Annotated in this window: 14 protein-coding genes; 5 read left to right on the forward strand and 9 right to left on the reverse strand. The window is 71.0% G+C overall.

Features of this window, described 5'->3' with window-relative positions:
- The first annotated feature begins 71 nt into the window (after positions 1–71).
- The gene (locus ACG01O_RS12625) at positions 72–1,007 is read left to right on the forward strand and encodes an apurinic/apyrimidinic endonuclease family protein (RefSeq protein WP_394385059.1); all 936 of its coding nucleotides are present in this window, start codon (positions 72–74) and stop codon (positions 1,005–1,007) included.
- Between the two features lie 17 nt (positions 1,008–1,024).
- On the opposite strand, the gene ACG01O_RS12630 is transcribed toward ACG01O_RS12625, so the two are convergent.
- From ACG01O_RS12630 to ACG01O_RS12640, 3 genes are read right to left on the reverse strand one after another with little or no spacing between them, the layout of a single operon-like run.
- Complete coding sequence (locus ACG01O_RS12630) at positions 1,025–2,245, reverse strand: beta-ketoacyl-[acyl-carrier-protein] synthase family protein (RefSeq protein WP_394385061.1); 1,221 nt, start codon at positions 2,243–2,245, stop codon at positions 1,025–1,027.
- On the reverse strand, positions 2,245–2,502 hold the full coding sequence (locus ACG01O_RS12635; RefSeq protein ID WP_394385063.1) for an acyl carrier protein: 258 nt from the start codon (positions 2,500–2,502) through the stop codon (positions 2,245–2,247). Before ACG01O_RS12635 ends, ACG01O_RS12630 begins: the two co-directional genes overlap by 1 nt.
- Positions 2,486–3,325, reverse strand: coding sequence for an alpha/beta hydrolase (locus ACG01O_RS12640; RefSeq protein ID WP_394385065.1), 840 nt, complete (start codon positions 3,323–3,325; stop codon positions 2,486–2,488). The genes ACG01O_RS12635 and ACG01O_RS12640 overlap by 17 nt, the downstream gene beginning before the upstream one ends.
- 119 nt (positions 3,326–3,444) lie before the next feature.
- On the opposite strand from ACG01O_RS12640, the gene ACG01O_RS12645 reads away from it, so the two are divergent.
- The gene (locus tag ACG01O_RS12645) at positions 3,445–4,113 is read left to right on the forward strand and encodes a response regulator (RefSeq protein WP_394385067.1); all 669 of its coding nucleotides are present in this window, start codon (positions 3,445–3,447) and stop codon (positions 4,111–4,113) included.
- 11 nt (positions 4,114–4,124) lie between these two features.
- A complete protein-coding gene (locus ACG01O_RS12650; protein WP_394385068.1) occupies positions 4,125–5,516 on the forward strand; it encodes a sensor histidine kinase in 1,392 nt (463 codons plus the stop codon).
- Here ACG01O_RS12650 and ACG01O_RS12655 read toward each other — a convergent pair.
- Positions 5,476–6,075 carry a 2OG-Fe(II) oxygenase family protein gene (locus ACG01O_RS12655; protein ID WP_394385070.1) on the reverse strand — a complete coding sequence of 200 codons (600 nt, stop codon included), beginning with the start codon at positions 6,073–6,075 and terminating at the stop codon, positions 5,476–5,478. The genes ACG01O_RS12650 and ACG01O_RS12655 overlap by 41 nt on opposite strands.
- 293 nt (positions 6,076–6,368) lie before the next feature.
- Between ACG01O_RS12655 and ACG01O_RS12660 the strand changes: the two genes are divergently transcribed.
- Together ACG01O_RS12660 and ACG01O_RS12665 are read left to right on the forward strand one after the other, a co-directional pair.
- The gene (locus ACG01O_RS12660; protein WP_394385072.1) at positions 6,369–6,851 is read left to right on the forward strand and encodes a hypothetical protein; all 483 of its coding nucleotides are present in this window, start codon (positions 6,369–6,371) and stop codon (positions 6,849–6,851) included.
- Between the two features lie 10 nt (positions 6,852–6,861).
- Complete coding sequence (locus ACG01O_RS12665) at positions 6,862–7,638, forward strand: hypothetical protein (protein WP_394385074.1); 777 nt, start codon at positions 6,862–6,864, stop codon at positions 7,636–7,638.
- Positions 7,639–7,644: 6 nt separating this feature from the next.
- On the opposite strand, the gene ACG01O_RS12670 is transcribed toward ACG01O_RS12665, so the two are convergent.
- From ACG01O_RS12670 to ACG01O_RS12690, 5 genes are all read right to left on the reverse strand, one after another.
- On the reverse strand, positions 7,645–8,409 hold the full coding sequence (locus ACG01O_RS12670; RefSeq protein ID WP_394385076.1) for a ParA family protein: 765 nt from the start codon (positions 8,407–8,409) through the stop codon (positions 7,645–7,647).
- 49 nt (positions 8,410–8,458) lie between these two features.
- A complete protein-coding gene (locus ACG01O_RS12675; protein WP_394385078.1) occupies positions 8,459–9,037 on the reverse strand; it encodes a peptidylprolyl isomerase in 579 nt (192 codons plus the stop codon).
- Between the two features lie 43 nt (positions 9,038–9,080).
- Positions 9,081–10,988: a B12-binding domain-containing radical SAM protein gene (locus ACG01O_RS12680; protein ID WP_394385080.1), complete on the reverse strand. Its 1,908-nt coding sequence runs from the start codon at positions 10,986–10,988 to the stop codon at positions 9,081–9,083.
- 35 nt (positions 10,989–11,023) lie between these two features.
- Positions 11,024–12,682 carry a GMC family oxidoreductase gene (locus tag ACG01O_RS12685; RefSeq protein ID WP_394385082.1) on the reverse strand — a complete coding sequence of 553 codons (1,659 nt, stop codon included), beginning with the start codon at positions 12,680–12,682 and terminating at the stop codon, positions 11,024–11,026.
- Positions 12,683–12,768: 86 nt separating this feature from the next.
- Complete coding sequence (locus ACG01O_RS12690; protein WP_394385084.1) at positions 12,769–13,410, reverse strand: MarC family protein; 642 nt, start codon at positions 13,408–13,410, stop codon at positions 12,769–12,771.
- Between the last annotated feature and the right edge of the window lie 3 nt (positions 13,411–13,413).

Raw genomic sequence — 13,413 nt, forward strand, 5'->3', positions numbered from 1 at the left:
TGCGCTGCGTGGGGCGGTGGTGCGGCGGCGGGCGGTGAATCTGCCCCTGGCCGGCGCGGCATGATGGCGGCATGACTGCACCCATCGACCGCTGCAACGACGGCAGCACCCGCGCGCCCCGCCTGCGCCGTGACATGAACCTGGGCACCCTGGCCGAACTGCCGCGCGGCTCGCGGGGTTGGCGGGCCACGCCGGCCGAACAGCTGGCCCTGTTGAAGACCGACGGCCACGAGGCCGTGCAACTGTGGCAACCCACGGCCGACGCCGTGAAACTCGCGCGCGACGCGGGTCTGGGCGTGACTGGCATTTGCCGCGCCCTGACGCCTCCAGACGTGGACGCCATCGTGCGCGAACAGCGCGACCTGGGCTGCGAGATCACCACGCTGCATGTGGGCCACTCCTTCGAGACCGACGCCGAGATGGACGCCCTGGCGGCCGCCGTGCTGGAGACCTCGGCCCGGCACAGCCACCCGCTGTACGTGGAGACCCACCGCGGCACCATGACGCAAGACCTGCGCCGCACGCTGGACCTGGTGGCCCGCTTCCCGGCGCTGCGCTTCAACGCCGACCTGTCGCACTGGTACACCGGGCACGAGCTGACCTACGGCGGTGAGTTCCTGGAGCGCGCCGGCCGCCTGGCGCCGGTGTTCGAGCGCGTGCGCTTCCTGCACGCGCGGGTGGGCAATCCGGGGTGCATCCAGACTGCGCTGGACGAGCCGGGCGACAGCCTCGCGCACTTTCGCTGGATGTGGCAGCGCTGCTTCGAGGGGTTTCTGCGCGGCGCGCAGCCGGGCGACTTCCTGAGCTTCAACGCCGAGCTGCTGCCGCAGAAGATGGGGGCCGACTTCTGGCTGCACTACGCCCAGCCCCGGGCGGACCTGGCCGGCGACGCGCTGGGCGGTGAGCCCAGCGACCGTTACGCCGATGCCGAGCGGCTGTGGCAGATCGCGACCGAGTGCTTCGAGGCAGCGCGCGCCGCCGTGGCGGCCACCCCGACGGCGGGCTGAGCGGCTCGGCCGCGGGGTCAGGCCGCCGTCACCACCAGTGACACGTTGCTGCCACCGAAGGCGAAGGAGTTGGACATGGCCGCCCGCAGCGTGGCCGGGCGGGCGCCGTCGGTGATCAGGTCCAGCTGCGCGGCCAGCGGGCTGTCGTGCACGTGGGCGCTGGGCGGCAGGCACTGGCGGCGCAGGGCCTGCACCGTGGCCACGAGCTCCAGCGCGCCCCCGGCCCCGATCAGGTGGCCGTGCAGCGCCTTGGTGGCCGACACCGGCACCGCCCGGGCGCCGAACGCCGCCGCCACCGACTCCGCCTCCACCGCATCGCCCACTTCGGTGGCGGTGCCGTGGGCGTTCACGTAGCCGATCTCGGCCGGGCTGAGGCCGGCGTCGCGCAGCGCGGCCTGCATGGCGCGCACCTGGCCGGCAGCATCCGGCCGCGACAGGTGCACCGCGTCCACGCTGTGGCCATAACCCGCCAAGCGGGCGAGAGGCACGGCGCCACGGGCCCGCGCGTGCTCGGCGGTCTCCAGCACCAGGGCCGCGGCCCCCTCACCCAGCACCAGGCCCCGGCGGCGTTCGTCGAAGGGGCGGCAGGTGTGCTCGGGTTGGTCCGCGTCCAGCGGCGCCATCACGCCCATGGCTTGCCAGCCCAGGGCGCTGCCGGTGTTGAGCATGGCCTCCGACCCCCCCACCAGCGCCACGTCAGCCCGGCCATTGCGCAGCAGCCACAGGGCTTCGCCAATGGCTTGTGCCGACGAGGCGCAGGCGTTGGACACGGCCAGCTGGGCAGCGCGCAGCTGGTGCCGCATCGCCAGGTGGGAGCCGGCCGAGTTGGCCATCACTCGCACCACGGTGTACGGGTGCACGCGCGGCGGCTGGGCCGTGAACATCTGCTGGTACGAGGCTTCCAGCGAGGCCGAGCCCCCCAGGCCCGTGCCCCAGGCCACGGCGGCGCGTTCCGGTTGGGGCGCAGTGGCGGGCAGGCCGGCTTGGGCCCAGGCCTCGGCCGCGGCTTCCAGCGCCATCAGGCTGTGGCGGTCGTACAGGTTGCGCTGGGCGGGCGGCATGCCCGGGGCCAGCGGCACCGTCACCTGTGCGGCGGCGAAGGGCCTGAGCCCGTGCGCGGGGCTGCCGGGGTGGGCGGTCACGCCCGATCGGCCCGCCTGCAGCGCATCGGCCAGCGTGTCGGCGCCCGCGCCGAGCGCGCTCAAGGCGCCCAGCCCGGTGATCCAGACGTCGGTCATCAGGCCGCAGCCGGCTGCGGTGCGGCCGCGCGCAACTCGTCCACCAGGGTGGCCAGGCCTTGCAGCGTGGGCTGTTGCAGCGCGCGGTCGTGTTCGATGCTGACGTGGAAGTGGTCTTCCACCGAGAACATGAAGTCCACCAGGCCCAGGGAGTCCAGGCCCAGTTCCGCGAACGGGGTGTCCAGCTTGGCGCTCAGGTCGTCGGTGCCCAGCTCACGTTGAGCCAGGGCGCACAGTTGTTCAAGCGTAGTGCTCATCACGAAGTTCCAAAGTGGGAAGGGTGGGACGGGCCGGCGGCAGCTGGCCCAGGAGGAAGTCGCGCACGGTGCGCGCCACGGCAATGCGCTCGTTGTCCAGCGTCAGCATGTGATAGCTGTCGTGGAACCAATGCACCTCGGGCGCACGGCCCAGGTTGCGCTGCAGTTCATGCACGCTGCGCGGCCCGGCGACGTCGTCTTCGGTGGCGTGCAGCACCACGGCCGGCGCCGTCAGCCGGGGCAGGCGGGCGCGCACGTGGCGGATCAGCCGGGTGGCCTCGAACAGTGCCGCGGCCGACAGCTGCGCCGCGCCCACGGCCGACACCTGTTGCGACGCCATGGCCTGCGCCACCCAGGTGCGCAGCCGTTCGTTCTTCAGGCCGAAGGGTGCGGTTTCCTTGAAGCTCATGCGCCGGCGCAGCACGGGCAGGTAGGCCAGCGGCAGCAGGCGGCGCCAGGGCGACACGTTCCAGCCGTCGAAATGCAAGGTGGTGGAAATGAGCACCAGGGCGGCGGCCGGGCGGCGCGCGGCCAGCGCCATCGACAGCACGGCGCCCATGCACAGCCCGCCCACCGCCACCTGGCCGTGGGCGGCGGCCAGGCGGTCAAAGCAGGCCTCGGCCTCGGCCAGCCATTGTTCAAAGGGCGGCACGGGCAGCGGCTGGCCGGTGTGGTGGCTCACGCCATAACCCGCAAGGGCGGGCACCTCGACGACATAGCCCGCGGCGCGCAGCGATGTGGCCACGGGGGCCAGCTCCAGCGGATTGGCGCACAGCCCGTGAAGCAGCAGCACCGCCGGCGGGCGGTTGGGAGAAGCATCCATGCCGGGCAGTGTGCAAACCGGTGCCGTCATCGCCTTGTCGCGCGGCTTGCCGTGAGCTTGCGTGGCGAGACAGTCCCGCGTCAGCCGTTGGGCCGCGGCCGCGCCATACTTCAGGCACCATGCGAATCCTGCTCGTTGAAGACGACGAACACCTCGTGGAGACCACGGCCCGGGCCTTGCGTTCGCAAGGGTGGGTGGTGGACTGCACCGCCCGCGGCGAGCCCGTGGCGCGGTCTCTGCGCGAGGATGCCTACGACCTGCTCATCCTGGACATTGGCCTGGCGGGCATCGACGGCTTCGAAACCTTGCGACGCGTGCGGGCCGAGGGCCTGCCGGTGCCGGTGCTCATCCTGACCGCACGGGATGCGGTGGAAGACCGCGTTCGGGGCCTGGAGGGCGGGGCGGACGACTACCTCGTCAAGCCTTTCGCGCTGACCGAGCTGGTGGCCCGTGCGCGCGCCCTGGTGCGGCGCAGCCAGGCGCGCACCAGCAACCAGCTGCACCTCGCGCGCCTGCGCATCGACCAGGAGGCGCGCCGCGCCTACATCGGCGACGAGCCGCTGGCGCTGTCGGCCCGCGAGTGGGATGTGCTGGGCTTCCTGATGGCCCGTGCGGGCAAGGTCGTGCCCAAGGAGCACATCGCGCTGGCCAGCAATGCGTGGGACCAGGGCGTCAGCGACAACGCGATCGAGGTGTGCCTGTCGCGCCTGCGCGCCAAGATCGAGCCGGGCGGTGTGCAGTTGCGCACCGTGCGCGGCCTGGGCTACCTGCTCGAAGAAGTGGCCTGACGCCCGTGGCCGTGGCCGGGCTTTTGAGCTTCAGCCTGCAGCGCCGCCTGCTGGCATGGTTGTTGTTGCCGCTGTTGGTGGCGCTGCCGCTGTTGGGCATGGGCCTGTACCAGCAGGTGCAGCGCGATGCGCAGGGGTGGCTGGATGAAGGCCTGGAAGACACCGCGCTGACGCTGGCCGGTCAGATCGACCTGCGCGGCGGGGCGCCCCGCATCGACATCAGCGCCACCATGGACCGCGCGCTGCGCTTTGACCGGCAGGACGATGTGTTCTACCTCGTCCAGTCGCCGGACGGCGAGGCCATGCAGGGCGATGCCGGCCTGGCCGACCTCCAGCCGCGTCCGGCCCAGCAGCCGGCGGGGCACAGCTGGTACGGCGACGTGAAGCTGCGGGGGCGTGACCTGCGGCTGGTGCAGCTGGGGCACGACTGCGGGGCGGGCAGCTGCCAGATCCTGGTGGCCGAAACCCTGCACAAACGCGACGCCTTGCAGAGCCAGATCGGCAGCCTCGTGGCGCTCAATGGGTTGGGTCTGGCCGTGCTGTTGGCGCTGGCGGGCTGGTGGGCCATCCGGCAGGGTCTGGCGCCGCTGACCGAACTCAGCGCCGAACTGGAGCACCGCGACCTGCACCGCCTCAACCCGCTGGCGGCGCGGCTGCCGCGCGAGCTGGTGCCGCTGCAGTCGGCCTTCAACCGCTTGTTCGAGCGCCTGGACCGGGCGGCCGGCGCGCAGCGCGAATTCCTGGCCGATGCGGCCCACCAGCTGCGCACGCCGTTGACCTCGCTCCAGACCGAGATCGAGCTGGCCTTGCTGGAGCCGCACGACCAGCGCCTGGACCCCGTGCTGCAGCGCTTGCGCCACCGCGTGGTGCGCAGCGCCCGCCTGGCGCAACAGCTGTTGTCGCTGGCGCGGGCCGAAGACCGCAGCGTGAACGTGGGCCAGCGCATCGACCTGCGCGACATTGCCGCCGAAAGCGGGCAGGACTGGGCCCACCGCGACCTGCCCGCCGGCGTCGACCTCGGATTCGAGCTTGCCGACGCGCCCACGCTGGGGCATGCGTTCTTGCTGCGCGAGGCGCTGGAGAACCTCATCCACAACGCGGTGAGCTATGCCGGCTCGGGCGCGCGCATCACGGTGCGCACCGGGCGGGATGCCGACGGCACCTGGCTGGAAGTGGAAGACAACGGCCCGGGCATTCCCGTGGCTGAACGCGCCGCGGCCTTGCAGCGTTTCCGCCGCGGCAGCAGCGCCACCGGCGCGGGCAGCGGGCTGGGCCTGGCGATTGCGGCCGACATCGCGGCGCGCCACGGTGGGCAGCTCGAACTGCTGGACGCGCAGGCCGGCCCGGGGCTGCGGGCGCGGCTCAGTCTGCCTGCACTTCCGGGGTCAGTGCCAGCTGCTTGAACAGGTTCATCGCCACCACCACGCGGCGGCCGGCCGTGGCCGGCACCTCGTGGCGTGCGATGCCCGGGAACATCACCATGGTGGCCGGCTTGGGCTGGTAGGCGCTGGTGCCGGAGAACACCAGCGGCGCGCAGTTGTCCTCGGCCTCCAGGTAGATGACGCAGCTCAGGTCGGACGGCCAGTGGTTGTGCGGCGCGGTGTAGTCGGCCTGCTCGTAGATGGCGCCCCAGCAGTGGGTGACGAGCATGTCCAGACCCAGCCCGCCCACGTCGGCCGACCACACATGCGGCGCGGCGCGCTTGGCAATGTCGGCCACGCTGGCGCACAGCGGCAGGAGCTTGGGGTTGAGCAGGTGGCTCTTCCACGGGCTCATGTAGGTGGCCTTGACGTTGGACTCGGGCGACTGCGGATGGCTCAGGCGCAGTTCCTCGATCGCCTCGCGCGCCAGCTGCAGGCGGTCGGCAATGGGGCCGAGTTCGGCCACGATGATGGGCAACTCGGTCTCGATCTTGGCGCCAAGGATGCGCACGGATTCGGTGGCGGTGGCGGGCGTGCTCATGCAGACATTCTGGTGGGCTCGCGCGGCTTGAAAACGCGGGAAAAGCCGGGCGAGACGGGCTCAAAGCACGCTGCAACGCCGGTGCGACCGTGGCCGCCGGGGCCAAGTCAAGCCGGGTGGCGCGCGGGGTTGTCCCTTGTTGCGGGGCCGTGATGTCACGGGGACGCAATGCCTCGGCGGCAGGCTAGCGTGCGCGTGGCAGTTCACCGGTGGCCCTGTGCGGCGGGCCGGCGCACTGCGCGCCACCTCGGCGCCCACGGGCCCGAGCCCACCCCACCCACCAAGGAACCGACTTGAAGACCGTCCTCATCGCCTCCCTGCTCCTGGGCCTGGCTGCTGCTGCTTCGGCGAGCGAGCAAAGCACCTGCACCGCCGCCAAGGGCACCTTCCTGACCGGCACCGTCACGAGCGCGCCGAAGTTCGCCGCCGCCACGCAAACCATCCAGGGCATCAAGCTCTCGCACACCAAGCTGAGCCTGCGTGCCGACCAGGACGGCAAGACCTACGACGTGGCCATCGACAACGTGTTCGCCATCGACTACGTGAAGAACGCCAGCACCGTGCCGGCGTCGCTGGCCGCCATCAAGGTCAACGACCGGCTGGAGCTGTGCGGCGCCAAGTACACCAGCGGCGTGGGCATCCACTGGGTGCACACCAATTGCGGCGATGTGCCCACCACCAGCGCGCCCAATGGCTGGGTCAAGCGCTTCTCGGCCAGCGGCACGGTGGGCAGCAACATCGAGCGCAGCCAGACCTACTGCTACCTCTGGAACTGAGCGGGGCGGCATGAAGGCATGGGCTGCGGGTTTGGGCCTGGCCGCGTTGGCGGCCGGGCTGGGCCTGGCCCTGCCCGCGTGGTGGGAGGGCGATGCACCCGCCACGCCCCCGGTGCCGAGCGCGGCGCGGCCCGAGGGCGAGCGGGGCGCGCGGGTGGTGACGTTCACGCCCTTGTCGGTGGTGTCGACGCCTGCGCCCCCCGGGCCGCTGGCGTCCGCGCCCAGCGCTCGATCCCGTTTCACGCCTCAGAGGCCGCCCGCGCCGTCCGAGCTGGATCGCCTGGTGGCTGCTGCGCGGCAGGGCGATGTGCGCGCCAGCCATGCCGCCTACCGGGCGCTGGCGGCCTGTGTGCCGCCGGCTGGCGCGCCGTGCCCGGGCGTGCCGGCGTCCTTGGTGCAGGAGCGGTTGCGCTTTCTGGCCGAGGCGGTGCAGGCCGGCCTGCCGCAAGCGCAGGTGGACTTCTACATGGAAGGCCCCAGCCCCTTGCAGGCCCTGGACGAGCCGGCGCTGCAGGCCTGGCGTGCCCAGGCGCTGACCGGTTTGCAGGCCGCCGCGGCCCAGTGCGACCCGTTTGCCGCGGGCCTGCTGGCCACCTTGCAAGACAGCGGCGAGCTGGCCCCGCGCAGCAGCACCCTGGCGGTGGCCTACGCGGTGGCCGAGGGCGAGTGGCGCCGCCGCCCGCCGTCGGACGCGGCCCTGCGCGACCGGCTGGCCGAGCCGATCAGCGATGCGGCGCTGGCCGCCGCGCGGCAGCAGGGCCTGCGGCTGGCTGCGGCCTGCCGCTGAGGGCGTTCAGCCCAGGGCGGCGTACAGCGCCTGCAGCTCTTGCGAGAGCTTGTGCCGGGCGTCCAGGTGCACCATGGGCCGGCTGAGCTCGTGGGATTCCTTCATCTTCACGCTGCTGCTGAGGTAGGGCTCCAGCACGGGCAGGCCTTCGTCCAACAGCTCCTGCACCACGCGCTGCGGCAGCGCAGCGCGGGCCTGGAACTGGTTGACGACGATGCCCTCCACGCTCAGCTCGGGCGCGTGGTCGGCGCGAATCTCTTCCACCGCTTCCAGCAGGCCGTACAGCGCGCGGCGCGAAAAGTCGTCGCAGTCGAACGGAATCAGGCAGCCCTGCGCGGCGATCAGCGCCGAGCGTGTGTAGAAGTTCAGCGCCGGCGGCGTGTCGATCCAGATCTCGTCGTACTGGTCGGCCAGCGGCAGCAGTGCATCGCGCAGCTTGTAGATCTTGTAGCGGCTTTCCAGCTTGCCGTGCAGTTCGTCCAGCGCGGGGCTGGCGGCCATCACGTGCAGGTTCTCCCACGGGGTTTCGGTGACGAACTCGGTGGCGGCCAGCGGGCGCACGCTGAACTTCAGCGTGGACTCGAAGAAGTCGGCTGAGCCGGCTTCCACCTCGTCGGCCGCGTCACCCAGCAGGTAGCGCGTGGTGTTGCCCTGGCAGTCCAGGTCGATCACCAGCACACGCTGGCCCTGGGCTGCAGCAATCGCTGCCAGGTTGCTGGTGATCGTGGACTTGCCCACGCCACCCTTTTGGTTGAACACCACTCGCCGCATCGTGCACCTCCGCCGGAATGCGGCCATTGTGCACTGCAGCAAATCTTCGTCAAACCCGCGTGACGGGGCCGATGGCCAGGGGTTGCTTCAGCCACTGCCCGGGGCCGGCCTCGGCGTGCAGGGCGCGCACCACGTCCATGCCCTGCACCACCTGGCCAAAGGCGGCAAAGCCCTGGCCGTCCGGGTTGCGCCGGCCGCCGAAGTCCAGTTCGGGTTGGTCGCCGATGCAGATGAAGAACTCCGCCGTCGCCGTGCCCGGCGCGCCGCGCGCCATCGAGACCGTGCCGTCGCGGTGGCGCAGGCCAGTCTGCTGCGTGGTTTCGTGCGCAATCGCGGGGCGCAGTGGCGGTGCGTCGTCCTTGAGGTTCAGGCCCCACTGCACCACCTCGATCTTGTGGGCGCTTTGCGGCTGGTTGGCCAGCGACACGAGGCGGTAGACCCAGGCGCGGTCCAACTGGTGGGCATCCACATAGGCCAGGTAATTGGCCACGGTGCGGGGGGCGACGCTCGGGTTCACCTCGATGACGAAGGCGCCGCCCGGGGTTGTCACGCGGGTGCGCACGGCGCTGCCGGCGGCAGACGCCAGCAGGGGCAGGGCAGCCAGGGCGAGCAAGGGGCGGCGTTGCATGGGGGTGTGGTGGAGGTGTGCGGGGTGGGTGGTGGGGAGGGCGTCAAGAGCCGGCCAGCGCCCGCTCGACAAAGCGCCGCGGCACGGTGGTCTTGGGCACGCGCACGGGGAACCAGCTGCGGATGTCGTGGTCGATGCCGATGCCGTGCATGAAGTTGTACAAGCCCTTCTTCAGGCCCTGGCCCAGGCCGTCGTGGTCGGTGGGCGTGGGGTCGATGAAGGCGATGTCGTTCTTCGCAAATCGCCCGTCCGCCGGCAGCGGCTGCAGCGTCACGCCGTATTCCGCCGGGTTCAGGCCCACGGGCGAATGCACCGTGCAGGCGAAGCGGTGGAAGAAGCCGCTGTGGATGCAGCCGTGCTCGAACAGCTGGCGCACGTACTCCAGCGCGTCCACGGTGTCCTGCGTGGTCTGCGTCGGGAAGCCGTACATCAGGTAGGCGTGCACCAGCACGCCGGCATCGGCAAACGCCTTGGTCACGCGCGCCACCTGCTCCACGCTCACGCCCTTCTTCATCAGCTTCAGCAGCCGGTCGCTCGCCACCTCCAGCCCACCGGAGATGGCGATGCAGCCGCTGTCGGCCAGCAACTGGCACAGCTCGGGCGTGAAGGTCTTCTCGAAGCGGATGTTGCCCCACCAGCTGATGGCCACGCCGCGGCGGATCAGCTCCTCGGCCAGGGCCTTGAGCGCCTTGGGCGGGGCGGCTTCGTCCACGAAGTGAAAGCCGGTTTGCCCGGTTTCCTTCACGATGGCCTCGATGCGGTCCACCAGCACTTCGGCGCTCGCGGCCTCGTAGCGCGAGATGTAGTCCAGGCTCACATCGCAGAAGCTGCACTTCTTCCAGTAGCAGCCGTGCGCCACGGTCAGCTTGTTCCAGCGCCCGTCGCTCCACAGCCGGTTCATGGGGTTGAGCATGTCCAGCAGCGACAGGTACCGGTTCAGCGGCAGGCCGTCCCAGGTCGGCGTGCCGACGTCGTCGAAGGGCACGTCGGGCTCGACGAAGTTGGTGTACCTGACTTCATGACCTTCTCGCCAGAACGTGCGGACCAGCCGGGTCTTGGAGCGCTTGCCCGCCACGTGCTCCAGCAGTGCCAGCAGCGGCCGCTCGCCGGCGTCCAGCGTCACGTAATCGACGAAGTCGAACAGTCGGGGCTCGGCCAGTTCGCGCAGCTCGGTATTCACGTAGCCGCCGCCCAGCACGCACACCACCTCCGGCCGCGCGGCCTTGATCGCCTGGGCGATGCGCAGCGCCGCGTACACCGAGCCGGGGAAGGGCACGGACAGCAGCACGACGTCGGGCCGGTGCTGTTCCAGCGCCTGCAGCGTCAGGCGTTGCAGCGTGGCGTCGATGAGGTGGGGCGCCTCGGCCAGCGCCTCCGCCAGCGGGTCGAAGTGGGCCTGGGCGGCGGCCAGCTTCTCGGCGTAGCGCACGAACTCGAAGCGCGGGTCGATCGCGTCACGCAGCACGTCGGCCAGGTCGTTGAGGAACAGCGTGGCCAGGTGGCGGGCGCGGTCTTGCAGGCCCAGGGCACCGAAGGCCCAGGCCAGCGGGTCTTCGCCTTCCTCGCCGACGTAGTGGTCCAGCGACGCGAAGCGCGCGCCCTCGGGCAGGAAGCTGCGGGTGTTGATGCGGTGGGCCAGCGTCGGGTCGTTGCCTTGCAGGAAGCGCAGCACGCGCGGCGTGGCGGCGGCGATCGCGGGGAATTCGCCGTCGAACCAGGCGGTTTGCGGCGTTTGCCGTTCGGGCGGCAGGGCCTGGACGGCGGCGCGGATCTGCGTGAGCCCGGCGGGCGAGAACAGCTCCAGCACCAGCGCCAGCGCCAGGTCCACCTGGTGGGCATCGACCTGCCGCGAGCGCAGGAAGCCGGTCAGGTAGGCGGTGGACGGGTAGGGCGTGTTCAGCTGCGTCATCGGCGGGATGACGGCCAGCACGCGGGGAGACGGGGCGGACATGCCCCGGATTGTCGCGGCCCGGCCGGCCGCTGCGCTCAGCCGACCAGCCAGCCGGCCAGCTTCTCGGCAATCATCAGCGTGGGCGAGTTGGTGTTGCCGCTGGTGATGGTGGGCATCACGCTCGCATCGGCCACGCGCAGGCCGCGCACGCCCAGCACCCGCAGGCGCGAGTCCACCACGGCGCCGGGGTCCTCGCGGCGGCCCATGCGGCAGGTGCCCACGGGATGGAAGATGGTGGTGCCGATCTCGCCGGCCATGCGGGCCAGGTCTTCTTCGGTCTGGTACTGCGGGCCGGGCTTGTATTCCTCGGGCTTGAACGGGGCCAGCGCCGGCTGCGCCAGGATGTTGCGCGTGACGCGCAGGCTTTGCGCCGCCACGTGCCGATCTTCAGCGGTGGAGAGGTAGTTGGGCTTGATGGCCGGTGCCACGGTGGCGTCGGGCGAGGTGGCAGCCACCCAGCCGCGACTGGTGGGGTTGAGGTTGCACACGCTGGCCGTGATGGCGTTGAAGCGGTGCAGCGGCTCGCCGAATGCGTCCAGGGACAGGGGTTGCACGTGGTACTGCAGGTCGGGCCAGGTCTTGTCGGGGCTGCTGCGGGTGAAGGCGCCGAGCTGGCTGGGCGCCATGCTCATGGGCCCGCTGCGCCGCACCGCGTACTCCAGCCCGATCAGCGCCTTGCCCAGCAGCGACGCAGCGCGGGTGTTGAGCGTGCGGGCGCCCTGCACCTTGTAGACCGTGCGGATCTGCAGATGGTCTTGCAGGTTGCCGCCCACGCCGGGCAGGTCCAGCACCATCGGGATGCCCACCTTCTGCAGCAGCGCGGCCGGGCCGATGCCCGACAGCTGCAAGAGGTGCGGCGAGCCGATGGCGCCCGCCGACAGGATGACTTCGCCCCCCGCGTTCAGCCAGGGCCGCTCCAGGCCGTGCGGCGTCAGCACCTCCACGCCGGCACACCGCAGGCCGGTGTCGTCGTGCAGCAGCCGCAGCTTCTGCACCTGCGCGCCGGTCCAGAGTTCGAAGTTGGGCCGGCCGTAGGTGGTGGGGCGCAGAAAGGCCTTGGCGGTGTTCCAGCGCCAGCCCTTGCGCTGGTTCACCTCGAAGTAGCCGACGCCTTCGTTGGTTCCGGCGTTGAAGTCGCCCGTGGCCGGAATGCCGGCTTGGTTCGCCGCGGCGGCAAAGGCGTCGAGGATGGGCCAGCGCAGGCGCTGCTGCTCCACGCGCCACTCGCCCTTGCGGCCGGGCAGCGGGCCGTGCAGCGCGGCGAAGCCCGCCGGGGCGGTGTCGGGCTTGTCGAGTCGCCAGTGGCTCTCGTGCTTGCGAAAGGCCTTGAGCACCCGCTCCCAGCGCCAGGTGTCGTCGCCGGTGATGTCGGCCCAGTGGTCGTAATCGCGACTTTGGCCGCGCATGTAGATCATGCCGTTGATGCTGGAGCAGCCGCCCAGCACCTTGCCGCGCGGGTAGCGCAGGCTGCGGTCGTTCAGGCCCGCTTCGGCCTCGGTTTTGAAGCACCAGTCGGTGCGCGGGTTGCCGATGCAGTGCAGGTAGCCCACCGGGATGTGGATCCAGTGGTAGTCGTCCTTGCCGCCGGCCTCGATCAGCAGCACGCGCTTGTGCGGGTCGGCGCTGAGGCGGTTCGCCAGCAGGCAGCCGGCGGTGCCGGCGCCCACGATGATGTAGTCGAAGCCTTGGGACATGGGCCTAGCGTAAATCACCCGCCCCGCATGCGGCTGACGCCGACGCGATAGCGCCGCGGCGCGCGGTCGTCCGCAGCAGTTCGGGCTCAGCCCACCGTGCGGGCGGCCAGCACCGGGAAGAGCTTGATCAGCCCGTCGGCCAGCAACTCCACCGCCAGCGCGGCCAGGATCAGACCCATCAGCCGGGTCATGATGTTGATGCCGGTCTGCCCCAGCACCTTGGCGATCTTGCTGGACGCCGAGAACACCGCGAACGTGACCACTGCCACCACCACGCCGTAGCCACACAGCACGGCCAGCTCCCACCACACGCGGGTCTTGTCGGCATAGATCACCATGGTGGAGATGGTGGCCGGGCCGGTCAGCAGCGGGATGGCCAGCGGCACGACCGCGATGCTGGCGCCGGCGTCCGCTTTGCTGTTGCCCTCGGAGACGTCTTCCTTGCGCGCCTCGGCCGGCTGGGCGTTCAGCATCTGCAGCGAGCTGATCAACAGCAGGCAGCCGCCGCCCACCTGAAAGCTGGCCAGCGAGATGCCGAAGAACTCGATGATCTTCAGCCCGAACAGCGCCGACAGCGCGATCACGATGCCTGCCGTGCAGGCGCTGACCAGAATCGTCTTGCGCCGCTGCTGGCGGGTGAATGCCGACGTGAAGTGGATGAAGAACGGCACCACGCCGACCGGGTTGACGATGGCCAGCAGGGCAACGAGGGGCTTGTAGATGTCCATGGC

The sequence above is a fragment of the Pelomonas baiyunensis genome (genome assembly GCF_043555935.1).
GTDB classification, from domain to species: Bacteria; Pseudomonadota; Gammaproteobacteria; order Burkholderiales; family Burkholderiaceae_C; genus Pelomonas; species Pelomonas baiyunensis.